Genomic DNA, 23,844 nt, shown 5'->3' with positions numbered 1-23,844 from the left:
TCCGGCTCTCGGTCGGCGCGCGGGATTGCCTCGCCATGCGGGGCAAGCCACGCCCGGGCGCGCTTTGCTGACTGCGGGCAGGAACACGCCGGACCTTTCGGCGACGTGCTCGCGAAAGAGACATAGACATAAAAAAGCCTGCCGGACTATCCGGCAGGCTTTTCTGTCTGTTCCGCCGCCCGCTGGGTCGCGGGCGGCGCTCATATCTGTGCCGATCAGGACTTGGCGAGGTTGCGCAGCACGTAGTGCAGCACGCCGCCATGCTCGACATATTCCTTCTCGATGGCCGTATCGATGCGGCACTTGAGCTGGATGGTCTTGGTCGAGCCGTCGGCAAAGGTGATGGTGCAGGGCACCTCGGCCAGCGGGGTCACGCTGTCGAGTCCGTCGATGGCCACCGTTTCCTCGCCGGTCAGGCCCAGCGTCTTGCGGGTGTCGTCGCCGGTGAACTCGAAGGGGATGACGCCCATGCCCACCAGGTTCGAGCGGTGGATACGCTCGAAGCTCTCGGCGATCACGGCCTTCACACCCAGAAGCGCCGTACCTTTGGCCGCCCAGTCACGCGAGGACCCCGCGCCGTAGAGCTCGCCGCCGAAGATCACCAGCGGGGTGCCGGCCTCCTGATAGGCCATCGAGGCGTCGTAGATCGAGGTCTGCTCGCCATCGGGGCCCTTGGTGTAGCCGCCTTCGACGCCGTCCAGCATCTCGTTCTTGATGCGGATATTGGCGAAGGTGCCGCGCATCATCACTTCGTGGTTGCCGCGACGCGAGCCGTAGGAGTTGAACTCCCGCACGGGCACCTGATGCTCGACCAGATACTGGCCTGCGGGGGTGCTTTCCTTGAAGGAGCCCGCCGGCGAGATGTGGTCGGTGGTGATCATGTCGCCCAGCACGGCAAGGATGCGCGCGCCCGAGATATTGGTGATCTCGCCCGGCTCGGAGCTCATGCCCTGGAAGTAGGGCGGGTTCTGCACATAGGTCGAGGTCGGCGGCCAGTCATAGGTTTCGCCGCCCTTGACTTCCACGCCCTGCCATTTCTCGTCGCCCTTGAAGACGTCGGCATATTTCGCCTGGAACGCCTCGCGGGTGACGACCTTCTCGACCAGCTCGGCGATCTCCTGGTTGGAGGGCCAGATGTCTTTCAGATAGACGTCCTTGCCGTCCGCCGTCTGGGCGATGGGATCGTTGGCGATGTCGATATTCATGTCGCCGGCCAGCGCATAGGCCACCACCAGCGGCGGCGAGGCCAGGTAGTTGGCGCGCACATCGGGCGAGATCCGGCCTTCGAAGTTCCGGTTGCCCGAGAGCACCGAGGTCGCGATCAGGTCGTTGTCGTTGATCGCCTTCGAGATTTCCGGCTGAAGCGGGCCGGAGTTGCCGATGCAGGTGGTGCAGCCATAACCCACGAGGTTGAAGCCCACCGCGTCGAGGTCTTCGGTGAGGCCGGCGGCGTCGAGATATTCGGTCACCACCTGCGAACCGGGAGCGAGCGAGGTCTTCACCCAGGGCTTGCGGTTGAGGCCCAGCTCACGCGCCTTGCGTGCCACGAGCCCGGCGCCGATCAGCACATAGGGGTTCGAGGTGTTGGTGCAGGAGGTGATCGAGGCGATCACCACCGAGCCGTCCTTCAGCTCGTATTCCTCGCCGTCGACCTTGGCCGTCTTGTGGATGTTGACCGGCTTCGTGGCCACCGGGCCTTCGTCGGCCATGTCCTTGGCGTCGTCCGAGATGTCGATGCCGCGATAATCGGCGACCACCTTGGTGAAGGCGGAGGCGGCTTCGGTCAGCTTCAGGTAATCCTGCGGACGTTTCGGGCCGGAGATGGCGGGCACGATGGTGCCCATGTCGAGCTCCAGCGTGTCGGTGTAGATCGGATCGTAATCCGCGCCGCGCCAGAAGCCGTTTTCCTTGGCATAGGCTTCGACCAGCGCGATGCGGTCCTCGTCACGACCGGTCTGGCGCAGGTAACGGAGCGTCTCGTCGTCGATCGGGAAGAAGCCGCAGGTTGCGCCGTATTCCGGGGCCATGTTGGCGATGGTGGCGCGCTGCGCCAGCGGCAGGTTGTCGAGCCCGTCGCCGTAGAATTCGACGAACTTGCCGACCACGCCCTTGGCGCGCAGCATCTCGACGACCTTCAGCACGAGGTCGGTGCCGGTGGTGCCTTCGATCATCTCGCCGGTCAGCTTGAAGCCGACCACTTCGGGGATCAGCATCGAGATCGGCTGGCCGAGCATCGCGGCCTCGGCCTCGATGCCGCCCACGCCCCAGCCCAGAACGGCGGCGCCGTTGACCATGGTGGTGTGGCTGTCGGTGCCGACCAGCGTGTCGGGATAGGCGACTTCCATGTCGTCCTGATCCGCATCGGTCCAGACGGTCTGGGCCAGATATTCCAGGTTCACCTGGTGGCAGATGCCGGTGCCCGGGGGCACGACGCGGAAGTTGTTGAAGGCCGACTGGCCCCATTTCAGGAATTCATAGCGCTCGATATTGCGCTCGTATTCGCGGTCCACGTTCATCTGGAACGCGCGCGGGTTGCCGAACTCGTCGATCATCACCGAGTGGTCGATGACCAGATCCACCGGGTTCAGCGGGTTGATCTTCTGCGCGTCGCCGCCCAGGGCCTTGATGCCGTCACGCATGGCGGCGAGGTCGACCACTGCGGGAACGCCGGTGAAGTCCTGCATCAGCACGCGGGCCGGGCGATAGGCGATCTCGCGCGGGTTCTTGCCGCCGAGCGCGCCCCATTCCGAGAAGGCCTTGATGTCGTCCACCGAGACGGTCTTGCCGTCCTCGAAGCGCAGCATGTTTTCCAGCACCACCTTGAGCGCTGCGGGCAGGTGCGAGAAGGCACCGAGCCCGGCTTCCTCTGCGGCGGGGATGGAGTAATAGGCGTAGGTCTTGCCGTTCACCTCGAGCGTCTTGCGCGTCTTGGATGTGTCCTGACCGACTGTGATGGGCATGGTTGGCTCCCTTGCAAGGACTGGAGAAAAGGGTTCGCTTGCCTCGCGTTCTGCCCCATGGGCCGCGCTCGTGCAAGGGGGATGCGCGGTTTTGTATACCGTAGAATACAAAAAATGGCGCTTATGCCGCATCTGCAAAGCTTCACCGCCTCTCGCAAAACCTTGATTGGTTATTTCAGGCGCGCTTCGCTACCCCGGAAAGGGGACACAGACAGGGATTTCACCGCACATGAACCGACTCACCTACTGGATCGCAGGGCTGAGTATCGCGCTTTCCGGCGCGGCAGCGCGGGCAGAGGACGCACCGGTTGTGGTGGAGCTCTTCACCTCGCAGGGCTGTTCGTCCTGCCCGCCGGCGGACGCGGTGCTGGCCGAGCTCGGCGAGCATGCCAACGTGATCCCGCTGGCGCTGCATGTGGATTACTGGGATTATATCGGCTGGCCCGACGCCTTTGCCGATCCGGATTTCACCAAGCGGCAGAAGGGCTATGCCCGTGCCGCCGGGCGGCGCTCGATCTACACGCCGCAGATGGTGATCGGCGGGCGCTACGATGTGGTGGGCTCGCGCCCGATGAAGGTGGTTGACGCGATCAACCACGCGGCCGCCAAACCGGCGCTGGCGCGGCTGAGCCTGCTGCGCGAGGGCGATACGCTGGAGATCCGGGCGGAGCCGCTGGCGGCGCTGCCGGCGACGCTGGTGCATCTGGTGCGCTACACGCCGCAGACCCGGGTCGAGATCCTCGACGGCGAGAATGCGGGCCGTTCGGTCACCTATACCCATATCGCCCATGGCTGGGAGTTCCTGGGCCGCTGGGACGGCGCCGAACCACTCGAAATGGATGTGCCGGTCGAGGGCGATGATCCGGTTGTGGTGATGCTTCAGGAAGAGGGTTACGGCCCCATCCTCGCCGCCGCGCGCTTGCGCTGACGCCGGGCCTGCCGCCTGGGTTTCCAGCGGCGGTGAATCCAGAACCACTGGCCGGGATCCTCGGCGATGCGCGCCTCCAGCCGCCGCGTCGCCTCCTTCATCATCTCTACCGGATCGCCATGCGGGATCGGCGCCTCGAACACCGCGTCGAAGGAGACGCCATCGGCGCGGCGGATGCCGAAGAAGGGCACGAAGAGCGCATCTGTCTTGAGCGCGATCTCGGCGGCCGATGTCAGGGTCGGTGCGGGCTGACCGAGAAAGTCGATGGGGGCGCCATCGCTGCTGTAGACATCGAAGAGCAGCACGCCCATGCCGCCGCCGCGGATATGCTTCAAAAGCCCCATGGTGCCGCGCCGCCCCTGTTCGAAGACCGGGTCGGAGAGCGCATGCATATTGGCGGCGTAATGCTCGTTGAAGAACGGGTTGGCCATGGGCCGGTAAAGCCCGCCGATGCGCCAGCCGCGCGCCACCAGCGCGGCGCGCGGAGCTTCGAAATTGCCGTAATGGCCGGTGACGAAAAGCACCGGGCGGCCCTCGGCGCGGGCGCGCTCGATCTCGGGCAGGCCGTCGCCGGTGACCGGCGCGTGTTGCATCCGCGCCAGCAGGCCTTTGACGTCGTAATTCTCGATCATCGTGCGCCCGGCATTCTCGGCCACGCGGTCGGCGATGGCGCGGCGCTCGGCCTCGGGCATCTCGGGCCAGACATGGGCGAGGTTGTCCATGGCGCGCTTGCGGTAGCCCGCCAGCGGCGCGATGACCCGGCGCACCGCCCAGCCCATCAGGCGCAGCCGCGTGCGATGGGGCAGGGCGAGCGCCAGCCGGATCAGCCCGCGCAGCACCCGGTCCGAGATCCAGTCGCCCCAGCCGCCCCGTGCCTTCTCCTCGCCCTTCGCCACTTCTCGCTCTCCTTGCCGTGGGCGCAGAGATAGGACGCGGCGCGGCGCGGCACAAGCGGCGGGTCTAGCCGGCGTGGGCGAGATGGAAGCTCCGCAGCGCCTGCGCGGTCTCTTTCGGCGACTGGTCGGGAAAGAAATGCCCGCCTGGGATCGCGCGCGCCTGCATATGTTCCAGCCGCTCGGCCCAGGTCGCGGGCACATCCATCAGCCGCGCCATGGCGCCCTCGGCACCGTAGAGTACCTGGGCGGGGCATGCCACGCGGCGGTGCAGGTCGGCGGCGTCGTGGTGAAAATCCACGTCGATGGCGGCGCGGTAATCGTTGCAGCCGGCGCGGATCGCCCCGGGCTGCGCCCAGGCGCGGCGGTATTCCGCCAGCGGCCCGGGCGCGAAATCCGTCAGCGCCGCCTTGCCGAACCCCAGCAGGCAGCGCTCGAAATAGGTCTGCGGATCGTGGCCGATCAGGGTTTCGGGGAAGGGCGCGGGCTGGGCGAGAAAGAACCAGTGGTAATAGGCCCGCGCCACCTCCTGCGTGCAATGCGAGAGCAGGTGATGCGTGGGCACGATATCCATCAGGGTCACCGCGAGCAGGCGTTCCGGCGCATCCAGCGCCAGCCGGTGGCTCACCCGCGCGCCACGGTCGTGCCCGGCGAGGTGAAACCGGTCAAAGCCCAGATGATCCATCAGCGCCAGCATGTCGGCGCCCATATTGCGAAAGCTCATCGCCTCCATCGTCTCGGGCATGGAGCTGTCGCCATAGCCGCGCAGATCGGCGGCGATCACGGTGAAGGCGTCGGAAAGCGCCGGGATCAGCGGGCGCCAGAGCGCGCGGCATTGCGGATAGCCGTGCAGCAGCAGGAGCGGCGGGCCGCGGCCCGCGATCTCGTAGGCGATGCTCTGTCCGTTGATATCGGCCCTGAGGGGCGTGTCATTGATATCGGCCCTGAGGGGCGTGTCATGCGTCTGGCTCATGCCGGGCAGGGAAGCGCGGCGCGCCGGGGGCGTCAAGCGGCGCGATTCAGTCGGTGACGATGAAGGCGACGGAGGTCAGCTCGGCGGGCATCGCCTCGCGCACGCCTTGCGAGGTCGCCATGATGAAGGTCTTGGAGTTGTCGTCGAGCAGGCCGAACCCGGCCTCGAGCACGCTGGAGGGCATGTAGGCGAGCGCTGCCGCGGCCGCCGCACCAACCAGCAGTCCGCCGGAATTGCTCCGCCCCGGGCGGCCCCGGCGCAGGCAGACATAGCGCAGAACGTGTATGGCCAGCATCACGGCGGAAACCGCCAGCAGCGCCGCCAGCGCGTAGAAGATATAGTCATGATACTGAACGGGGATGCTGCCGCGCATCAGGCTGGTCTCGATGAGGCTGCGTTTGCCTGCGATGGCAAAGATCAGATAGGCCCAGCCGAAGCCCAGCAGCAGGCACAGATAAGGGTGCGCGGTTGCCCTGCAGGTCGCTACCGGCTTGGTATCGCCATGCTGGAAATACTGGGGGTCGAGCCGCTTCACGCGGGTGTTGAAATCGTCCCGCGTCATCTTGCGGAAAGCGTATTTCCTCATTGCCTCAGTCCCTGACCGTTACGGCTTCTGGTTGCATCGCGAGATCGCTAGGGCCGACCGTTCGGTTTGGCTATTCCCGTTTGTCATACAAAAAGTGTTAACGGCGGAATGTGGCGAATTCATGTGGCGAATGCGTCTTGGCAGCGGCTTCAGAGGGGTAATTTGAGCGAAATCCTAATTTTTGGGCGGAAAATCCGCTCACGGAAGGACGGATTGAAAAGTCTGAAAAACTATGACGTTGGGTCACCTTTCGCATGTGGAAAACCTGTCGTGCCGGTGACGCGCAGGGGCTGCGCGGCGCTTTTGGCGCCAGTGCGGGAGCAGGGGCGCAAGCGCGGTTTGCGCGGCATATCTGACTTGGGCGGTCACGGCACACGCGCTGCGTGCATGCCGTGACCGTCCCGGATCAGCCTCTGCGCTCAGGCGGTCATCGCGGAAAGGATGCGCGCCCAGCTGCGGATGCCCTTGTGATAGCTTTCCATGTCGTATTTCTCGTTGGGCGAGTGGATCTGGTCGTCATCCTTGCCCCAGCCCACGAGCATCGCGTCCATGCCCAGGATCGACTTGAAATAGCCCGCGATGGGGATCGAGCCGCCGCAGCCGGCATAGGCCGCCGGGTCCGGCCATTCGTCAGATAGCGCCATGCGCGCCGCCTCGAACACCGGATGCTCGGTCGACATCTGCGAGGCGGGCGAGCAGCTGTGATCCTTCCACGCGATCTTGCAGTCGGCGGGCAGCTGGGCCTCGACCCAGGCGCGGAAGTTCCTGCGGATCGCTTCCGGATCCTGCGTGCCCACGAGGCGGAAGCTGATCTTGGCATGGGCCTGGCTGGGCAGCACGGTCTTGAACCCGTCGCCGGTATAGCCGCCCCAGATGCCGTTGATCTCGGCGGTGGGCCGCGCCCAGATCATCTCCAGCGGCGTGACGCTGTCCTCGCCCGCCGGCACCGAGAGGCCGACATCCTTCAGGAAGGCCTCGGAGTCAAAGCCCAGCCCCTGCCATTGCGCCTTCAGCTCGGGCGAGAGCTCCGGCACGCCCTCGTAAAGTTCTGGCACCTGAATGACGCCGTGATCGTCGAAGAGATTGCCGAGGATGCGCGTCAGCACGCGGGCGGGGTTGATGGCGATGCCGCCATACATGCCCGAATGCAGATCCTTGTCGGGGCCGGTGATCGTCAGCTCTTCGCCCAGCAGACCACGCAGCATGGTCATGATCGCCGGCGTCCTGGACTGAAACAGACCGGTGTCGCAGATCAGCGCGAGATCGGCTTTCAGCTCTTCGGCGTTCTCCTTCATGAAGGGCACCAGCGAGGGCGAGCCGCTTTCCTCCTCGCCCTCAAGGAAGAAGGTGATCTTGCAGGGCAGGCCGCCATATTCGGCCTTCCACGCCCGGCAGGCCTCGATGAAGGTCATGAGCTGGCCCTTGTCATCCGCCGCGCCGCGGCCGCGGATCACCTTGCCCTTGGGCGTCTCCTCGATGGCGGGATCGAACGGGTCGCGGTTCCAGAGCTCCAGCGGATCGACCGGCTGGACGTCATAATGGCCGTAGAACAGGATATGCGGGCCGTCGCCGTCCACATGGCCCACCACCATCGGATGGCCGGGGGTGGGGCGCTTTTCGACCGTCACGCCCAGCGATTGCAGATCCGCCACCAGCCAGTCGGCGGCGCGGTCGCATTCGGCCTTGTAGGCGGGGTCGGTCGAGATCGAGGGGATTCGCAGCAGCTCGAGCAGCCGGTCGGTCGCGGCGGGCAGATCGGTGTCGATACGGGCGAGAACGGCGTCGAGAGACATGGGCGGGCTCCTGTAGCGGGAAAATCTGCCGCGACCCTAGCAGCGCGCGCCCCGCTGTCCAGACCGCCCGGGCGTCAGCCGGCCACCACCAGCCCGGCCAGCACTATGCCCGCGCCAAGCGCCTGTTTCAGGCTCGGCCCCTCGCCGATCCAGGCGGCGTAGAGCAGCACCATGAGGGTTTCCACCGCGATGATCGCGATGTAGATCACCGGCAGTTCGGCCTGGCGCATCAGCCAGATTTCGGACAGAAAGGCGATGAGAAAGCCGAGCGCGGTCAATACGATACCCGGCAGGCTCTGGCCTTGCGAGGCAAATTTCATGCCGATGGTGGCAAGCGCGTAGCCGGCGGCGGTGCCGAGAACGAGAAACGGGGCGGGGGGCAGTGAGACGATGAATGCCGACATCCGGACAACCTGATAAAACGCGAAAGCAGGGCCGCCCGAACGCGGCGGCCGGAATGGAAAAAAGCAATGGTGGGACGATGCGCCTATCGGCGGCGTCTGACGAGTATGGGAAACCCGACCCGCGCTTATGACCCAAAAGTCTTGATACAAATCAAGGCCGCGACTCTTAGTCTCTTTCTAAACCGTGGACAGAAAGAGATGTGAACGTTATCCATTCACGAACCTGAATGCGGTTGTGTACAGCCGCAAAGAGGCCGCGCAGCATGGATAACGACGTGGCCCTAAGATGAAGGAGGAGACCACGGTGGACTACACCGCGAAGCTCGACGACGCCCTGAACCGCCTGCATGAAGAGGGGCGTTACCGCACCTTTATCGACATCGAGCGGAAGAACGGTCAGTTTCCCCACGCCACCTGGCGCAAGGCGGATGGCAGCGAACAGCCGATCACCGTCTGGTGTGGCAATGATTACCTCGGCATGGGCCAGCACCCGGCGGTGCTCGCCGCGATGCACGAGGCCATCGACGCCACCGGCGCCGGCTCGGGCGGCACGCGCAACATCTCGGGCACCACGGTCTATCACAAGCGGCTGGAGGCGGAGCTCGCCGATCTGCACGGCAAGGATGCGGCGCTGGTCTTTTCCTCGGCCTATATCGCCAACGACGCGACGCTCTCGACCCTGCCCAAGCTGTTCCCCGGGCTCATCATCTATTCCGACGAGCTGAACCACGCCTCGATGATCGAGGGGATCAAGCGCAATGGCGGCGCCAAGCGCATCTTCCGGCACAACGATCTGGCGCATCTGCGCGAGCTGCTGGAGGCCGACGATCCGGCGACGCCCAAGCTCATCGCCTTTGAATCGGTCTATTCGATGGATGGCGATTTCGGCCCGATTGCCGAGATCTGCGATCTCGCCGACGAGTTCAACGCGCTGACCTATCTCGACGAGGTGCACGCGGTCGGCATGTATGGCCCGCGCGGCGGCGGCGTGGCCGAGCGCGACCGGCTGGCGCATCGCATCGACATCATCAACGGCACGCTGGGCAAGGCCTTCGGCGTGTTCGGCGGCTATATCGCCGCCAGCGACAAGATGTGCGACGCGATCCGCTCTTATGCGCCGGGCTTTATCTTTACCACCTCGATCCCGCCGGCGGTTGCGGCGGGGGCGGCGGCCTCCATCGCGCATCTCAAGACCGATCAGGCGCTGCGCGACCAGCACCAGACCCAGGCCCGCATCCTCAAGACCCGGCTCAAGGGCATGGGCCTGCCGATCATCGACCATGGCAGCCATATCGTGCCGGTGATCGTCGGCGATCCGGTGCATACCAAGCAGCTTTCGGACATGCTGCTCGACGGCTACGGCATCTATGTGCAGCCGATCAACTTCCCCACCGTGCCGCGCGGCACCGAGCGTCTGCGCTTTACGCCCTCGCCGGTGCACGGCCCCGACGAGATGGACACGCTGATCCGCGCGCTCGACGCGCTGTGGTCGCATTGCGCGCTGAATCGGCAGGAGCTGAGCGCCTGATCCGGTCAGGCGCAATCAACTGGCAGAGTGCTTATCAAGTGGCCTCCCGCGCATTGCGCGGGAGGTTTTTTGCTTGCGGCGGCTCTGTCGCACCGCTGCGGTGCAGAGCTGGCGGAGAGGGGCGGGGCAGGCCGGATTCCTCTCTAGATCAGAATGGCTTCTGTGGCGACGTTGTGACGGAGTGTGGCCGCCCTGTGGCCGGGCGGCTTGCGCAGATCCACGCTCATGGGCTGTGGAAAGCCTGTAAAACAGGTTGTGATGTGCTAACGTAGTCTCAATAAAACACGCAGCGCGAATCGCGAAAGCGTGAGTGGACAGGCAGATTTTTGGGACAGCGGTGACTGGGTCAAACGCATGATCGGGCGGAAATCCCTACGTAAGCCGGAAGAGGTGGCCGAGGACGGCCCGCGCGGGTTTGACGACTTCGCGCTACGGCTCGGTGACGTCATGCGCGGCGAGCGTGCGACAATGGGCAAATCGCTGCTGGATGTGCAGCGCGAGCTGCGCATCAAGGCGAGCTACATTGCCGCGATCGAGAATTGCGACCCTTCCGCATTTGACACGCCCGGGTTCATCGCCGGCTATGTGCGCTCCTATGCGCGCTATCTGGGCATGGATCCCGACGAGTGCTTCCAGCATTTCTGTGCCGAGAGCGGCTTTGCCGTGGCGCATGGCATGTCCGACAAGGCCTCGACGATCCGCAAGGCGCAGCCCGGCGAAACGCCGCGCCCCGCCGCGCGCGATCCGTTCGAAGAGCCGCGCATGCCCTTTGCGCCCTCGGGCGATTCCTTCCTGTCGCGCATCGAGCCCGGCGCCATCGGCTCGCTGCTAGTGCTGGTCGCGCTGATCGGCGGCATCGGCTATGGCGGCTGGGCGGTCCTGCGCGAGGTGCAGCGCGTGCAGCTGGCGCCGGTCGATCAGACCCCGGTGGTTCTGAGCGAGCTTGATCCGGTCGAGGCTGCCGGCATCCCCGAGACGGATGACGTGGCCGGAGAGTCGGTCGCGCGTGCCGATGGTGTGGGCGCGTTCTCGCCGCCGGCGTCGGAGGCGATGGACCGGCTCTACCGTCCGCAGGCGCTTGACGTGCCGGTTCTGGTGGCGCGCGACGCGCCGATTTCCTCGCTCGATCCCGCCACCGTGGGCGCCTTTGCCCAGCGTGGCATGACCCCGCCGTCGCCGGTCATGGCGCCGGACGGCTCGGAGCGGCAATTCGCGCAGGCGCAGCAGCCGCAGCGCATTTCTGCCTCGGCGACGCTGCCCGGTGCTGTGACGCTGGTGGCGGTGCGCCCGGCCTGGGTGCGGGTGCGCGGCACCACCGGCAATGTGATCTTTGAGCGTGTGATGGACGCGGGCGAGACCTGGACCGTGCCGCGCGACGAGGCCGAGGCGCGGCTCAATGTCGGCGAATCCGGTGCGATCTATTTCGCCATGAACGGCCGGACCTACGGCCCTGCCGGCCCCAGCGGGTCGGTGACCAGCGATCTGCCGCTGGTGCCGGAGTTGCTCAACGCCGCCTATACGCCCGCCGATCCGCAGCGCGATGGCGATCTCCAGCGCGTGCTGGCGGATATGGGCCAGTTCAACGGCAACGCGGGGCAGGGCGTGCCCGGCAATCCCAAAGTGCTCGAAGACGGCGCGCCCGGCGTGATGATGATCGCCGTGCGCCCGGCCTGGGTGCGGGTGCGCGCCGCCGACGGCTCGGTGATCTACGAGTCGATCATGAATGCCGGCGACACGTTCAAGCTTCCCGCCACCGAGGATCCCGCCACGCTGCGCGTCGGCGAATCCGGCGCGATCTATTTCGCGGTGAACGGTCAGACCTACGGCCCCGCCGGCGATCGTGGCGCGGTCACCGCCAATCTCGCGCTCTCGGTCGACAACCTGACGCAGACCTACGCGGTCGCCGACGCCTCGCGCGACGCCGATCTCGAACGCGTGGTCGCCGAGCTGAACAGCGCCGTCACCGACTGAGGTTGCCAAACTCCGGGCCATTTCGTCTGCGGGCTTATGCCACGCGGATTTGACCAATGGCGCCCGGGCCGAGACTGGCGTTTGAATGCTTGAAAGAGTACGGTGGGCGCGAAATTCGAAGGCGCTCAAGAGGAGCTTCGCGGCATGAGCCACAATCCCATCCGTCCCTGGCGCAGCATCGAGCGGCGCAAGTCGCGCCGGATCATGGTGGGCAATGTGCCCGTGGGCGGTGACGCCCCGATCAGCGTGCAGACCATGACCAACACCGCGACCACCGATGTCAGGGCGACGGTGGAGCAGGTGCAGCGCGCCGCCGAGGCGGGTGCCGATATCGTGCGCGTCTCGGTGCCCGACGAGGCCAGCTCGAAGGCACTGAAGGAGATCGTGCGCGAAAGCCCGGTGCCGATCGTCGCGGATATCCATTTCCACTATAAGCGCGGCATCGAGAGCGCCGAAGCCGGTGCCGCCTGCCTGCGCATCAACCCCGGCAATATCGGCAGCCCCGAGCGCGTGCGCGAGGTGATCGCCGCCGCCCGCGATCACGGCTGCTCCATGCGTATCGGCGTCAATGGCGGCAGCCTCGAAAAGCACCTGCTGGAGAAATACGGCGAGCCGTGCCCCGAGGCGATGGTGGAAAGCGCGCTCGATCATATCCGCATTCTAGAAGACAACGATTTCCACGAGTTCAAGATCTCGGTGAAGGCGTCCGACGTCTTCCTCTCCGCCGCAGCCTATCAGGGGCTGGCCGAGGTCACCGACAAGCCCATCCATCTCGGCATCACCGAGGCCGGCGGGCTGACCTCGGGCACGATCAAATCCGCCATCGGGCTCGGCAACCTGCTCTGGATGGGCATCGGCGACACGCTGCGCGTCTCGCTCTCCGCCGATCCGGTGGAGGAGATCAAGGTCGGCTACGAGATCCTGAAATCGCTGGGGCTGCGCCATCGCGGTGTGAACATCATCTCCTGCCCGTCCTGCGCGCGGCAGGGCTTTGACGTGATCAAGACCGTCGAGGCGCTGGAGGAGCGGCTGGAGCATATCAAGACGCCGATGAGCCTCTCGATCATCGGCTGCGTGGTGAACGGGCCGGGCGAGGCGCTGATGACCGATGTCGGCTTTACCGGCGGCGGCGCCGGCAGCGGCATGGTCTATCTGGCCGGCAAGGCCAGTCACAAGATGTCGAACGCGCAGATGATCGACCATATCGTCGAGGAGGTCGAGAAGAAGGCCGCCGAGATCGAGGCCGAGGCCTCCAGCGCCCAGGCCGCGGAGTAAGGCCGTGGCGGACGGTGCCGGGAAACTGCCGGGCACCGGTGCCGCCGTGTCGCCTCCGGTCGATTATGCGCAGATCCGCCGCTTCGAGGCGCCCTTTGCCAATCGGCGCTATCTGCGTCATGTGATCCTCGGCCTGTGCTGCCTGCTGTTCTGGCGCACCTACGGCAGTGCACTTCTGCCGCTTTGGTTCGCGGTTTTCATGCTCGCGCAGTTCGCCTATGCGCTGGTGCTGCGCGGCCTTCCGGAAAGCGGGCCGCCGCTTCTGATGCGGCGCGTGCTGATCATGCAGACGCTCAACAGCCTGCTGTTCTGCCTGCCCGGCCTCTCTCTCTGGATCGCGGGAGACATGCAGGCGTGGCTTTATTCCCTGCTGTTTCTGACGGCGGGCGGGCTCAACGCCCTGGCGATGCGCGCGCATCTCCGGGCGGCGCTGCGCATCGACCTTGCGGTGATCACGGGGGCGGTGCTGGTGCGCGTCGGCTGGCTGCTCTGGCAGGCACCTTACGCGCCGGACAGCTGGATGCTGGCGGTGGCGATGCTGGCGCTCTACGGCGTCTTTATGAAGGCGGCGTTCGACCTGCGGGGCATGCACGCACAGTTGCAGGCTCATATCGCCGAGCGCGACGCGCGCGAACGGCAACGCGCGCTTAGCCAGTTCACCGGCGGTGTGGCGCATGATTTCAACAATCTGCTGACGGTGGTGCTGGGCAATATGGAGCTGGCGCGGCTGAGCGTGGCGCCGGACGAGCGCGATGCGCTGATGACCGAGGCCGAGCGTGCGGCCCGGCGCGGTGCCGAATTGACCACACAGCTGCTGGCGCTGTCGCGCAATGCGCGCCTCAGCCCGGTGGCGCAGCTTCCCGCGTCGCTGCTCGAAACGGTGGCCGGACGTGCGCGGCGCGAGCTGCTCGGCCCGTGGCACCGGGTGACGCTGCGAGTCGCGCCGGGGCTGAGACCGGTCTATGCGGATCCGGAAAAGCTGCATTCGGCGCTGCTCGAGCTGATCGGCAATGCCCGCGACGCGATGCCTTCGGGCGGCGAGATCGTCCTGACCGCGAAGCCGTGCCCGCATGGCGATGGCAGCGCGCTGCGCTTCGGTATCGCGGATGAGGGCAGCGGCATCCCCGAGCATCTGCGCGACAAGGTGTTCGAGCCGTATTTCACCACCAAACCGCGCGGGCAGGGCTCCGGGCTGGGGCTGCCCATGGTGCGCGGGTTTGTCGAGCAGTCCAATGGCAAGATGACGGTTGAGCCGCGCGAGGGCGGAGGCATGCAGATCTGGCTCGACCTGCCCATGGCGCAGGCGTCAGCGGCGCCCGGCTCCGGCGCATCGGGGAGTGGAGAGGCGCGCCCCTGAGGCGCGCCCCGCAATATCAGCGATCGGAGCGGATCTGCGCCGCGATCTCGCGCATGCTGTCGAGCGGCACATATCCGCGCAGCATCTCGCCGCCAAACACAAAGCTCGGCGTGCCGTTGATCTTGAGCCGCGCGGCCAGCGCGCGGGTTTCCTGGATGCGGCGGGTGATCTCTTCGTCCGACATGCGCGCGATGATCGCGTCGACATCCAGACCCAGCGTGCCGGCAAGGCGGCGCAGCACCGGCTCCGAGGGCTCGCCCTCCAGTGTCATCAGCGCGTCATGCACCGATTTATAGGCCTCGGGGCCGGCCTCCATCAGCGTCGCGATGGCAAAGCGCGAGGAGGTCACCGAGGCTTCGCCGAGGATCGGGAATTCCTTCATGATAAAGCGGATATTGCCGTCGCTCTCGATCAGCTCCTCGACCTCGGGGAACGCCTTGCGGCAATAGCCGCAACGGTAATCGGAGAATTCCACGATGGTGATGTCGCCATCCGGATTGCCGCCGACCCAGGAATAGCCGTCGCGATAGAGCGCATCGGCATTGTCCGCCACGATCTGCTCGTCGGCGGCGGCCTGCTGTTCGGCCTGCTGCGCTTCGAGCACGCTCACCGCTTCCATGATGACCTGCGGGTTCTCCATCAGATAGGCGCGGACCTGCTCGCCGAAGGCCTGGCGCTGTTCCGGCGTCATGGCGGAAAAGTCGACCTCCTGCGCCCGGGACGGGGCAGGGGCGGCGGCGGCGATCCCGGCGGCGAGCGCGAGCGCGGTGGCGGGGCGGGTCAGTCGGGTCAGCATCGGATCTCCGTTTTCTGTTTTGTCCGCTGTCAGCGGTTTTTTTCGGCACGTTGCGCCGCGTCTAGCACGTCCTGCGCGCGGCGCCATGGGGCGGAACCGCGCGGCAGCAGGCCGAGCGCGCGGGTGGCGTGGATGCCGGCATCCTCCAGACGGCCTTGCAGCGCATAGCGCTGCGCCGTGGCCTCGGAGGCCATGCCGGCATTGCCCGCCTTGGCATAGGCCACGGCAAGGTCGCGCAGCACGCGGCTGTCGCGCCAGTCGCGGCCACGCGCCTCTTCCAGCGTCTTCAGCGCGGCGCCGTACTGCCCCGCCGCGAGCTGCGCCCGGCCGAGCCCGGCAAGGATCTGGGCGTTGCGCGGCGCCAGTTGCCGGGCCTGCGAATAGACCTGAATGGCCGGGCCGGCGCGGCGGGATTCGAGCAGGATCTCGCCCTTGAGATCGTAGAGGAACGGATCACGCGGGCGCAGCGCGATGGCGGCGTCGATGGCCTTGAGCGCGCGCGGCAGGTCCGATTGCCGGTGCCGTGCCACCGCCTCGCTCATCAGGGCGATATCGCGGCTCGGCGCCCGGTCGAGCCGCCGCAGCGTCCAGTTCGGCGCGCGCTGGAAGGCCGAGAGCTTGGCGCGGCTGCGGGCGTACCAGTAGTCCGCCTCCGGATTCTCGGCGGCCTTGGCGCCGGCGGAGGCGACCAGCCCCTGAAGCGCGCGCAAACGGTCGCGGGTCAGCGGATGGGTCTGCATATACGGATCCTGACGGCGGGCGGAGAGCGCCTCCTGCCCGCGAAAGATCTCCTGCACTTCCAGTGCGCCGCGCGGGTCGATCCCGGCGCGCACCAGCGTGCGGATCGAGCTGATATCGGCAGAGCTTTCCTCGGCGCGCGTATGGGCGAGGAAATTGCGCATCGCGGCGCTCTGGGTGCCGAGCATGACGCCGGCCAGCGCGTCGCCGCTGCCGGTGGCGACACCGGTGGCCGCCGCCAGCGCCGCGCCGAGGGCGGCGGCGGTGCGGGCGCTGCGCATATTGCCGAGCCGGCGGGCGATATGGCCGTTGGTGATATGCGCCGCCTCATGCGCGATCACCGCCTGCAGGGCCTCGGGGCTTTCCAGTTTCAGGATCAGGCCGGAATGGATGAAGATGTTCCGGGTGTCGATGATGAAGGCATTCAGGCTGTTGTCGTCGACCACGATAATGCCCACCTGCGACGGGCTGAGGCCGGCGGCGCGCAGCACCGGCGCGGCGAGCTCGGCCAGCGCATATTCGATATCGGCATCGCGCAGCAGCGTCACCGCGCGCGCCGGCACTGCCGAGAGTATCAGCGCCGCGGCGATCAGCAGCGCGGCCAGCGGTCTTGCGGCGGCAGCGGACATTGACCCTCCCTCACATCGCCCGTAAGCGGGAACCCGAGCCACCATGGGAGAGCGAGATGCGAAACTCAAGCCGGGGGGCGGTCGATGCCTTCATTGTGATGGAAGTGATGGAGGCGGCGCGGGCTGCCGAAGAGGCCGGGCGCCACATCGTCCATATGGAAGTGGGACAGCCGTCTTCGGGCGCGCCGGCCCATGCCCGCAATGTGCTGGCGGAGACAATGAAGACGGACCCTCTGGGCTATACCATGTCGCTGGGGTTGCCGGAGCTGCGCGCCCGCATCGCGCGGCATTACGGAGAATGGTACGATGTCGACCTCGACCCGGCCCGCGTGGTGGTTACGCCGGGCTCGTCGGGGGGATTCGTGCTGGCCTTCACCGCGCTGTTCGATGCCGGCGACAATGTCGTGGTCGGACGGCCCGGCTATCCCTCCTACCGGCAGATCATGAAGGCGCTGGATATCAGGCCGCTGGAGATCCCGGCCTCGGAGAAGAACGGCTACCTGCTGGCGCCGGAGGATCTTGAGGGCGTCGAGTTTCAGGGGCTCATGATGGCCTCGCCCGCCAACCCCACGGGCACGATGCTCAACAGCGAGGGGCTGGGCAAGATGATCGGGCTCTGTCAGGAGCGCGACGCGGCCTTTCTCTCGGACGAGATCTATCACGGCATCGAGCATGAGCGCCGCTCGGTCTCGGCGCTGGAGATCTCCGACGATGTCTGCGTGATCAACTCCTTCTCGAAGTATTACTGCATGACCGGCTGGCGCGTCGGCTGGCTGGTGGTGCCCGAGCCGCAGCTGCGACAGGTCGAGCGGCTGGCGCAAAATCTGTTCATCTGCCCGCCGCACGCGGCGCAGGTGGCCGCGCTGGCCGCGATGGATGCAACCGAGGAACTTGAGGAGAACCGCAAGGTCTATGCGCGCAACCGCCAGCTGATGCTGGAGGGGCTGCCGAAGGCCGGGTTCGACCGTATCGCGCCGCCGGACGGCGCGTTCTATGTCTATGCCGATGTCAGCCACCTGACCCATGACAGCCGCGCCTTTGCCGCCGAGATCCTCGACAAGGCCGGGGTGGCGGTGACGCCGGGGTTCGATTTCGATCCAGAGCGCGGCGGCGGCACGCTGCGGTTCTCCTACGCCCAGGGCACGGCGGAGATCGAGGAAGGGCTCGACCGTCTGCGCCGTTTCATGGAAACCCGCGGCTGAGCCCAGATTTTTCGTACGAAAAATCTTGTGAGCGTCGCGCGGGGTGCGAATCCCGGGCGCGGCGTGGTAGGGTCGGAAAAACCATAATCGAACGGGCGGATGAGCAGGATCTTCCTTTGTATCGCGGCGCTTTTCATCGCCGCCAGCGCAGCCGCGCAGGATCTGGGCGGGCGGGCGCTCTTTACCGGGGGCCGCGTCACCGATGCGCGCTGGGGCGGGGCGGCGGATCTGTCGCTCTCGCTCAGCCAGGGCGTGCCGTGGCGGGCCTTCACGCTGACCGATCCCGCCCGGCTGGTGGTGGATTTCCGCGAGGTCGACTGGACCGGCGCCGATGCCGAAGAGATGGATCGCTCCGAAGCGGTCACCGCGCTGCGCATGGGCGGTTTCCGCTCCGGCTGGTCGCGGCTGGTGGCGGCGCTCGAGGCGCCCATGGTGATCGGCGAGGCGGGCATGACCGTGGCCGAGGGCTCGGGCAGCGCCGAGCTGCGCCTGCGCCTGCTGCCGGCGAGCGCCGAGGAGATGCAGGCGGCCTCCGGCGCGCCGCAGGATCCGCGCTGGGATCTGCCCGCGCCCTCGGTCGTGGCGCCGGCGCCGCGCGCGGCGGATGCACCGCTGCGCATCATGCTCGATCCGGGCCATGGCGGCATCGACCCGGGCGCCGAGCGTGACGGCATCAATGAGGCCGATCTCATGCTGACCTTCGCCCGCGAGCTGCGCGACGTGCTGCGCCGCGCGGGCTTCGAGGCGGTGCTGACCCGTGACGCCGATCACTTCGTGTCGCTCGAGGGCCGCGTGGCGCTGGCGCATGACGCGCGCGCCGATCTCTTTGTGTCACTGCATGCGGATGCCATCGAAGAGGGCATCGCCCATGGTGCCACCGTCTACACATTGGCCGAAGACGCTTCCGACGCCGCCTCCGCCGCGCTGGCCGAACGCCATGACCGCGACGATATCCTTGCCGGGCTCGATCTTTCGGGCTCCGACGACCGCGTCGCCAATGTGCTGCTCGATCTTGCGCGGCTCGACAATACGCCGCGCAGCCTGTCGCTGGCGCGCCACCTCGTGGATGGCATCGAGAACGCCGTGGGGCGGGTGCACAAGCGCCCGCTGCGCCGCGCCGGGTTTTCGGTGCTGAAGGCCGCCGACATCCCCTCGGTGCTGATCGAGGTCGGGTTCCTCTCGACCGCGCAGGATCTCAGGAACCTCCAGGATTCGGCCTGGCGCGCCGGCATGGCGGCGGGCATTCGCGACGGAATCGAAGCCTGGGCCATCGAGGACGCCGCGCTCGCCCGCCTGCGGCGGCAGTAGGACGCCGCGGCAACAGGCGGCGCGCCGCTCTCACAAGCGCGTGTGTTTTGACCGCGGCCCCGGCACGCTATAAAGGGGGCGCAAATCTTGGGGGCTCCCTGCGTGACTCGGTTTATCTTCTCCTTCTTCGGCGGCATTTTCAGCGTTCTGACGCTGGGCTTGATGATGATCGCGCTGACCATCGGCGCGGTGTTCTGGATGTATGGCCAGGACCTTCCGAGCCATGAGAGCCTCGCGCAATACACCCCGCCGACGATCAGCCGGATCTATTCGCAGCAGGGCCGGGTGATCGACGAATTCGCCCAGGAGCGGCGCCTGTTTACCCCCGCCGACCAGATCCCCGACCTGGTGAAGCAGGCCTTCATCTCGGCGGAAGACAAGAATTTCTACACCCATCAGGGCTATGACCCGCGCGGCATCGCCGCCGCCGCCATCGACGCGGTGAAATCGCGTGGCCGCGACGTGCGCGGCGCCTCCACCATCACCCAGCAGGTGATGAAGAACTTCCTGCTCTCCGGCGACCGCCGCGCCGAGCGCAAGATCAAGGAAATCATCCTCGCCAGCCGAGTCGAAGGCGCTCTCAGCAAGGACAAGATCCTCGAGCTTTACCTGAACGAGATCTTCCTCGGGCAGAATTCCTATGGCGTCACCGCCGCCGCGCAGACCTATTTCAACAAGAGCCTGTCGGAGCTGGCGCCGAACGAGGCCGCCTTCCTCGCCTCGATGCCCAAGGCACCGTCGGATTTCCATCCCGTGCGCAACAAGGACCGGCTGCTCTCGCGCCGCAACTACGTGCTGCGCGAGATGATGGAGAACGGCTATATCGACGAGCCGACCTATGAGACGGAGGTCGCCACGCCGCTGCTCTCGGTGCAGAACGGCGATTACGAGCCCTATCAGGATTCGCTGCCGCCGCGCGATTACTTCACCGACGAGATTCGCCGCCAGCTGACCAGCGATTTCGGCGAGGGCGAGTTCTTTTCCGGCGGTCTCAGCGTGCGCGCCACGCTCGATCCCGAGATGCAGGTGGAGGCGGCGGAATCGCTGCGCATCGCGCTGGAGCAATACGACCGCGGACTCGGGCGCTGGCATGGCACCGGCAAGACGCTGCCCGAGGACTCGCTCGGCAGCGAAGAGGCTTGGCGCGCGGCGCTGGCCGGCACCTCTGTCGCCCGCGACATCGACCTGGAAAGCCAATGGCTGCCGGCGGTGGTGCTGGAGGTCGGCGATCAGGCCATGCGGCTGGGCATCGAGGGCGTCGCCACCGACGACCCGCGCGGCAATTCCGTGCCGCGCAACGACATCGCCTGGATGCGCGGCAGCTTCCGCGACAATTTCGAACGCGGCGACGTGGTGCATGTGCGCGCGATGATCGAGGATGGCGACGGCAGCTTTATCCGCTGGACCCTGCGCCAGGTGCCGAAGGTGCAGGGCGCCTTCATGGCGATGGACGTCAATACCGGCCGGGTGATCGCCATGCAGGGCGGCTTCTCCTATCAGGATTCGGTCTTCAACCGCGCCACCCAGGCGCAGCGCCAGCCGGGCTCTTCCTTCAAGCCCTTCGTCTACGCCTCGGCGCTGGATTCCGGTTTCGCGCCCTCGACCATCATCATCGACGCCCCGATCGAGATCGACACGCCGCAGGGCGTCTGGCGGCCCAAGAACTCGTCGAACACCTATTACGGCCCGACGCCGCTGCGCACCGGGATCGAGCAGTCGCGCAACCTGATGACCATCCGTCTCGCGCAGGAGATCGGCATGGACACGGTGGCGCGCTATGCGGAGAAATTCGGGGTCTACGACCAGATGGGCCGGGTGCTGGCCAATGCGCTCGGGGCCGACGAGACCACGCTTTACAAGATGATCTCGGCCTATGCGATGTTCGCCAATGGCGGCGAGCGGGTGGAGCCGACGCTGGTCGACCGGGTGCAGGACCGTTACGGGCGCACGATCTACAACCACGAAAGCGCCAAGGGCAATGAACGGGTCTGCGAGGATTGCGCCGATCCGAACCTGCCGCCGGGGCGCGGCCCGACCATCCGCAACAACCGCGAGCGGATCATGGACGGGGTGACCGCCTATCAGCTCACCTCGATGATGCAGGGCGTGGTACAGCGCGGCACCGCCTCGGGTGTGGTCAACCTGCCGGTGCCCACCGCCGGCAAGACCGGCACCACCAACGACGCCAAGGACGTGTGGTTCATCGGCTTTACCTCGAACGTGGTGGCGGGCTGCTATATCGGCTACGACACGCCGCGCCCGCTGGGCCGGGGGGCGTATGGCGCCTCCATGTGCGGGCCGGTGTTCCAGCGCTTCATGACCCAGGCGGTGAAGAAATACGGCGGCGGGCCGTTCAAGGTGCCCGAGGCCTGCGAGTTCATCAAGATCGACCGCTTCACCGGGGCGCGTCTGGGCGATGCGGCCTCCGGCCCGAATGTGGTGGCCGAGTGTTTCCGCCGTGGCGAAGAGCCGATCTTTGGCATCCAGCTCGATGGTGGCTGGGCGATGACCGGCAATTTCGACGTGATCCAGCCCGACGGCTCGACCCGCGCCCGCCAGGTGACCACCTCCACCGGCAAGAAAGCCGTGGTGGGCCCCAAGGCGAGCTTCGGCACGCTGAGCTCGGGCGGGCTTTATTGATCCGGGCAGGCGGGTGAAAACCCACCCTGAGGGGGGTGCGGCGGTGGCGCGAAAGGGCGTGCGGTGCGCGGTCTGGCCGGGGTCGGTTGAGTATTTGTCGGAAAGATGAAGGGGCGGGCCGGCGCTCCGGCGTCGACCGGGGGGGGCCTGTGACGCGCGGCGCTTGAAGGGCAGGCGGCGCTGGTTTATGTCCCCCTGACCAACAGATTTCCCGAAGAGAGCCAGCCATGCGCGCCGAGACCCAGAAATCCGTCGACAAGATCGAGAAATCGCTGGACCTGCTGGGCCAGCGGCTCGACTGGGAGACCGCGCCGCACCGGCTCGAGGAGTTCAACGCCCGCGTCGAGGACCCCAACCTCTGGGACGATCCGCAGGCGGCGCAGAAGCTCATGCGCGACCGGCAGATGCTGGTCGACGCGATGGAGACCTACAACTCGATCAAGCAGGAGCTCTCCGACAATGTCGAGCTGATCGAGATGGGCGAGATGGAGGAGGACGAGGAGGTCGTCTCCGAGGCCGAGGCCGCCATAGCAGCGCTCGCCGAGAAGGCCGGCCAGAAGGAGCTGGAGGCGCTGCTCGACGGCGAGGCGGACGGCAACGACACCTTTCTCGAGATCAATGCCGGCGCCGGCGGCACCGAGGCCTGCGACTGGGCGCAGATGCTCCAGCGCATGTATGTCCGCTGGGCCGAAAAGCGCGGCTATGACGTGGAGTTGCAATCGGAGGAGCCGGGCACCGAGGCGGGGATCAAATCGGTGGCCTACAAGATTTCCGGCCCCAACGCCTATGGCTGGCTGAAATCGGAATCGGGTGTGCACCGGCTGGTGCGGATCTCGCCCTTTGGCAAGGGCACGCGCGAGACCTCCTTTGCCAGCGTCTGGGTCTATCCGGTGGTCGACGACAATATCGAGATCGACGTGAACCCCTCCGAGATCCGCGTCGATACCTACCGGTCGTCCGGTGCCGGCGGTCAGCACGTCAACACCACCGACTCGGCGGTGCGGATCACCCACATGCCCACCGGCATCGTGGTGACCTCGTCGGAGAAATCCCAGCACCAGAACCGCGATATCGCCATGAAGGCACTGAAATCGCGGCTCTATCAGATGGAGCTGGACCGCCGGAATGCCGAGATCAACGCCCAGCACGAGGCCAAGGGCGATGCCGGCTGGGGCAACCAGATCCGCTCTTACGTGCTTCAGCCCTACCAGATGGTGAAGGATCTGCGCACCAGCCACGAGACCAGCGACACGCAGGGCGTGCTCGACGGCGATCTCGACCCGTTCATGGCGGCGACGCTGGCGCAGCAGGCCTCGGGCAAGTCGCGCGCCGACGCGCAGGCGGAGTGACGTTGGGCGGGGGTAGTATTCCGCTACTACCCGCGCCCCGCCGCCGCGCTCTAGGCTGCGCCTCAGCACAGCAAGACCTGAGGGGGATATCGTGGCCAAAGCCATTCACAGCATGATCCGGGTTCTCGACGAGGACCGCTCTGTCGCGTTCTATCGCACTGCCTTCGGGCTGGAGATCGCCGACCGGCTCGATTTCAGCGACTTCACGCTGATCTATCTCAGCAATGCCGAGACCGGGTTCGAGGTCGAGCTGACGGTGAACAAGGACCGGACGGAGCCCTACGATCTCGGCGACGGTTACGGCCATCTGGCGGTGTCGGTGGCCGATCTCGACGCCGAGCATGCGCGTTTCGAGGCCGAAGGCCTCAATCCGCGCAAGCTGGTGGAATTCGCCCCCGACGGCAAGCTGGTGGGGCGGTTCTTCTTTGTCGCCGATCCCGATGGCTATCAGATCGAGGTGCTGGAGCGCAGCGGCCGCTTTCAGTAACGGGGCCTGCTGCCTTGGTCGCATGGC

At 66.5% G+C, this 23,844-nt stretch carries 18 protein-coding genes; 10 read left to right on the top strand and 8 right to left on the bottom strand.

From position 1 onward, the window contains the following. Positions 1–215 precede the first annotated feature (215 nt). Entirely contained in the window at positions 216–2,960 is a 2,745-nt protein-coding gene (gene acnA / locus Ga0080574_RS23230) for an aconitate hydratase AcnA (protein ID WP_076705237.1), read from the bottom strand. A 229-nt stretch (positions 2,961–3,189) separates the two neighbouring features. On the opposite strand from acnA, the gene Ga0080574_RS23225 reads away from it, so the two are divergent. Next, positions 3,190–3,888 (top strand): DUF1223 domain-containing protein, encoded by a 699-nt coding sequence (locus Ga0080574_RS23225; protein WP_076705235.1) that lies wholly within the window; start codon positions 3,190–3,192, stop codon positions 3,886–3,888. Here the strand turns inward: Ga0080574_RS23225 and Ga0080574_RS23220 are convergent. The 5 genes from Ga0080574_RS23220 to Ga0080574_RS23200 form a co-directional block, all read right to left on the bottom strand. Beyond that, the gene (locus Ga0080574_RS23220) at positions 3,852–4,784 is read right to left on the bottom strand and encodes a lysophospholipid acyltransferase family protein (protein WP_076705233.1); all 933 of its coding nucleotides are present in this window, start codon (positions 4,782–4,784) and stop codon (positions 3,852–3,854) included. The genes Ga0080574_RS23225 and Ga0080574_RS23220 overlap by 37 nt on opposite strands. Before the next feature lie 64 nt (positions 4,785–4,848). Continuing rightward, positions 4,849–5,754, bottom strand: coding sequence for an alpha/beta fold hydrolase (locus Ga0080574_RS23215; RefSeq protein ID WP_083716931.1), 906 nt, complete (start codon positions 5,752–5,754; stop codon positions 4,849–4,851). A 46-nt stretch (positions 5,755–5,800) separates the two neighbouring features. Further along, entirely contained in the window at positions 5,801–6,340 is a 540-nt protein-coding gene (locus tag Ga0080574_RS23210; protein WP_076705231.1) for a hypothetical protein, read from the bottom strand. Positions 6,341–6,759: 419 nt separating this feature from the next. Continuing rightward, positions 6,760–8,133 (bottom strand): M20/M25/M40 family metallo-hydrolase, encoded by a 1,374-nt coding sequence (locus tag Ga0080574_RS23205; RefSeq protein WP_076705230.1) that lies wholly within the window; start codon positions 8,131–8,133, stop codon positions 6,760–6,762. A 74-nt stretch (positions 8,134–8,207) separates the two neighbouring features. Beyond that, a complete protein-coding gene (locus tag Ga0080574_RS23200) occupies positions 8,208–8,537 on the bottom strand; it encodes a 5-aminolevulinate synthase (RefSeq protein ID WP_076705228.1) in 330 nt (109 codons plus the stop codon). A gap of 304 nt (positions 8,538–8,841) precedes the next feature. Here Ga0080574_RS23200 and hemA point away from each other — a divergent pair, with 304 nt between their 5' ends. The 4 genes from hemA (at position 8,842) to Ga0080574_RS23180 (ending at position 14,668) form a co-directional block, all read left to right on the top strand. Further along, entirely contained in the window at positions 8,842–10,065 is a 1,224-nt protein-coding gene (gene hemA, locus Ga0080574_RS23195) for a 5-aminolevulinate synthase (RefSeq protein WP_076706118.1), read from the top strand. A gap of 354 nt (positions 10,066–10,419) precedes the next feature. Further along, complete coding sequence (locus Ga0080574_RS23190) at positions 10,420–12,036, top strand: helix-turn-helix domain-containing protein (RefSeq protein ID WP_076705226.1); 1,617 nt, start codon at positions 10,420–10,422, stop codon at positions 12,034–12,036. A gap of 144 nt (positions 12,037–12,180) precedes the next feature. Beyond that, positions 12,181–13,311, top strand: coding sequence for a flavodoxin-dependent (E)-4-hydroxy-3-methylbut-2-enyl-diphosphate synthase (ispG, locus tag Ga0080574_RS23185; protein WP_076706117.1), 1,131 nt, complete (start codon positions 12,181–12,183; stop codon positions 13,309–13,311). A 4-nt stretch (positions 13,312–13,315) separates the two neighbouring features. Continuing rightward, entirely contained in the window at positions 13,316–14,668 is a 1,353-nt protein-coding gene (locus Ga0080574_RS23180; RefSeq protein WP_076705224.1) for a sensor histidine kinase, read from the top strand. A gap of 16 nt (positions 14,669–14,684) precedes the next feature. On the opposite strand, the gene Ga0080574_RS23175 is transcribed toward Ga0080574_RS23180, so the two are convergent. After that, positions 14,685–15,464, bottom strand: coding sequence for a DsbA family protein (locus Ga0080574_RS23175; RefSeq protein ID WP_198039763.1), 780 nt, complete (start codon positions 15,462–15,464; stop codon positions 14,685–14,687). A gap of 29 nt (positions 15,465–15,493) precedes the next feature. After that, a complete protein-coding gene (locus tag Ga0080574_RS23170; RefSeq protein ID WP_076705222.1) occupies positions 15,494–16,831 on the bottom strand; it encodes a M48 family metalloprotease in 1,338 nt (445 codons plus the stop codon). A 56-nt stretch (positions 16,832–16,887) separates the two neighbouring features. On the opposite strand from Ga0080574_RS23170, the gene Ga0080574_RS23165 reads away from it, so the two are divergent. The 5 genes from Ga0080574_RS23165 to Ga0080574_RS23145 all read left to right on the top strand — a co-directional run bounded on the left by Ga0080574_RS23165 (position 16,888) and on the right by Ga0080574_RS23145 (position 23,817). Then, entirely contained in the window at positions 16,888–18,033 is a 1,146-nt protein-coding gene (locus tag Ga0080574_RS23165; protein WP_076705220.1) for a pyridoxal phosphate-dependent aminotransferase, read from the top strand. A 99-nt stretch (positions 18,034–18,132) separates the two neighbouring features. Then, positions 18,133–19,341, top strand: a complete 1,209-nt coding sequence (locus tag Ga0080574_RS23160) for an N-acetylmuramoyl-L-alanine amidase (RefSeq protein WP_076705218.1) — start codon at positions 18,133–18,135, stop codon at positions 19,339–19,341. 102 nt (positions 19,342–19,443) lie between these two features. Continuing rightward, positions 19,444–21,981: a penicillin-binding protein 1A gene (locus tag Ga0080574_RS23155; RefSeq protein ID WP_076705217.1), complete on the top strand. Its 2,538-nt coding sequence runs from the start codon at positions 19,444–19,446 to the stop codon at positions 21,979–21,981. Positions 21,982–22,208: 227 nt separating this feature from the next. Further along, a complete protein-coding gene (gene prfB, locus Ga0080574_RS23150; protein WP_076705215.1) occupies positions 22,209–23,330 on the top strand; it encodes a peptide chain release factor 2 in 1,122 nt (373 codons plus the stop codon). Between the two features lie 91 nt (positions 23,331–23,421). Further along, the gene (locus tag Ga0080574_RS23145) at positions 23,422–23,817 is read left to right on the top strand and encodes a VOC family protein (RefSeq protein WP_076705213.1); all 396 of its coding nucleotides are present in this window, start codon (positions 23,422–23,424) and stop codon (positions 23,815–23,817) included. Positions 23,818–23,844: the final 27 nt, after the last annotated feature.

Origin of the sequence: Salipiger abyssi (genome assembly GCF_001975705.1) — a bacterium.
GTDB lineage: Bacteria > Pseudomonadota > Alphaproteobacteria > Rhodobacterales > Rhodobacteraceae > Salipiger > Salipiger abyssi.
The sequence above is the reverse complement of the archived record's forward strand: the minus strand, read 5'-3'. Positions and strand labels throughout refer to the sequence as shown.

Excerpts from the sequence above, each read along its gene's own strand:
- prfB (WP_076705215.1), top strand. The coding sequence starts at position 22,209 with ATGCGCGCCGAGACCCAGAAATCCGTCGACAAGATCGAGAAATCGCTG.
- Ga0080574_RS23200 (WP_076705228.1), bottom strand. The coding sequence starts at position 8,537 with ATGTCGGCATTCATCGTCTCACTGCCCCCCGCCCCGTTTCTCGTTCTC.
- acnA (WP_076705237.1), bottom strand. The coding sequence starts at position 2,960 with ATGCCCATCACAGTCGGTCAGGACACATCCAAGACGCGCAAGACGCTC.
- Ga0080574_RS23165 (WP_076705220.1), top strand. The coding sequence starts at position 16,888 with ATGCGAAACTCAAGCCGGGGGGCGGTCGATGCCTTCATTGTGATGGAA.
- Ga0080574_RS23210 (WP_076705231.1), bottom strand. The coding sequence starts at position 6,340 with ATGAGGAAATACGCTTTCCGCAAGATGACGCGGGACGATTTCAACACC.
- Ga0080574_RS23170 (WP_076705222.1), bottom strand. The coding sequence starts at position 16,831 with ATGTCCGCTGCCGCCGCAAGACCGCTGGCCGCGCTGCTGATCGCCGCG.
- Ga0080574_RS23160 (WP_076705218.1), top strand. The coding sequence starts at position 18,133 with ATGAGCAGGATCTTCCTTTGTATCGCGGCGCTTTTCATCGCCGCCAGC.
- ispG (WP_076706117.1), top strand. The coding sequence starts at position 12,181 with ATGAGCCACAATCCCATCCGTCCCTGGCGCAGCATCGAGCGGCGCAAG.
- Ga0080574_RS23190 (WP_076705226.1), top strand. The coding sequence starts at position 10,420 with ATGATCGGGCGGAAATCCCTACGTAAGCCGGAAGAGGTGGCCGAGGAC.
- Ga0080574_RS23215 (WP_083716931.1), bottom strand. The coding sequence starts at position 5,754 with ATGAGCCAGACGCATGACACGCCCCTCAGGGCCGATATCAATGACACG.
- Ga0080574_RS23175 (WP_198039763.1), bottom strand. The coding sequence starts at position 15,464 with ATGCTGACCCGACTGACCCGCCCCGCCACCGCGCTCGCGCTCGCCGCC.
- Ga0080574_RS23225 (WP_076705235.1), top strand. The coding sequence starts at position 3,190 with ATGAACCGACTCACCTACTGGATCGCAGGGCTGAGTATCGCGCTTTCC.
- Ga0080574_RS23205 (WP_076705230.1), bottom strand. The coding sequence starts at position 8,133 with ATGTCTCTCGACGCCGTTCTCGCCCGTATCGACACCGATCTGCCCGCC.